Here is a 1,254-nt window from a genome sequence, read left to right as displayed (position 1 = left end):
GACATCGCCAACCAGATCACGGAGTGGATGGTGAGTGCGGTCAGCGAGGGCATCGCCAACCGGGCGGCTGTTCCCGGCGTCCAGGTGGCAGGAAAGACCGGAACCGCCGAGCTGGGCAACGGAGCGAACAACTCCTGGTTCACCGGCTTTGCCCCCGCAAACAACCCGCAGGTGGGTGTCACGATCGTCATGGAAGGCGTGGACATCACCACCGGAGCACAGCTAACCAGTCCGAACGCGAAGAGAATTTTTGAGGCGGTGTTGAATAAGTGAGGCCTACAACCGGAATCACCCTCGGCGGGCGGTTCCAGCTGACCACGCGGATCGCGATTGGTGGCATGGGTGAAGTGTGGAAGGCGAAAGACCTCGTCCTGGGCCGCATCGTCGCGATCAAGGTGCTGAAAGAGGAGTACACGGGCGATCCCGGGTTCCTTCAGCGTTTCCGTGCCGAGGCCCGCCACACAGCACTCCTGAACCACGTGGGCATCGCCAACGTCTTTGACTACGGCGAGGAGGAAGGTTCCGCCTACCTGGTCATGGAGCTGGTCCCCGGCCAGCCGCTGAGCAGCATCATCGAACATGAGCAGGTCCTCTCGCCGGACCGTACGCTGTCCATCATCGCGCAGACCGCCCGCGCCCTCTCCGTTGCGCACGCGCAGGGCCTGGTGCACCGCGACGTGAAGCCAGGCAACCTCCTGATCACCCCTGACGGACGGGTCAAAGTCACCGACTTCGGCATTGCCCGCCTCGCCAACCAGGTGCCGCTCACCCAGACTGGCCAGGTGATGGGCACGGCGCAGTACCTGGCACCCGAGCAGGCCACGGGCCAGACGGCCACCGGTTCGTCGGACATCTACGCGCTGGGTGTCATCGGCTATGAGTGCCTGACCGGCCACCGCCCCTTCTCCGGCGAATCCCAGATTGCGATTGCCCTCGCCCAGGTCAATGACGCTCCGCCGCCCCTGCCGGAATCACTGCCCACCCCGGTTCGCGCCCTCCTGATGTCCATGCTGGCCAAGGACCCCAAGGACCGTCCGGAGAACGCCATCAAGCTGGCCGAAGCAGCAGAGGCCATCCGCAACGGTGACATCAGCGCAGCCCGCGCAGCCGTCCCGGGAATGCTCCTCTTCGACGCTGACACTGGCCCCATCACGGCTCCGGTAGACACTGCGACGGCGCCGACCGGCGTCATTGGCGCACAGCGGGATGATTCACCAAACCGGACTTCAGCTTTGCCGGTGGTTGGCGCGGGTG

2 protein-coding genes are annotated in these 1,254 nt (G+C 65.0%); both read left to right on the top strand.

Annotated features, from left to right (window positions below):
- Positions 1-273 (top strand): penicillin-binding transpeptidase domain-containing protein (locus ACKAE7_RS20980; protein ID WP_408980220.1); only part of this gene is annotated, 273 nt, incomplete at its 5' end.
- On the top strand, positions 270-1,254 hold a 985-nt coding region (locus ACKAE7_RS20975; RefSeq protein ID WP_408980219.1), incomplete at its 3' end, for a protein kinase domain-containing protein. The genes ACKAE7_RS20980 and ACKAE7_RS20975, both read left to right, overlap by 4 nt.

The sequence above is a fragment of the Pseudarthrobacter sp. NKDBFgelt genome, assembly GCF_046097905.1.
Taxonomy (GTDB): Bacteria; Actinomycetota; Actinomycetes; order Actinomycetales; family Micrococcaceae; genus Arthrobacter; species Arthrobacter polychromogenes.
Note: the sequence above shows the minus strand (reverse complement) of the source record. Positions and strands in the feature narration are given on the sequence as shown.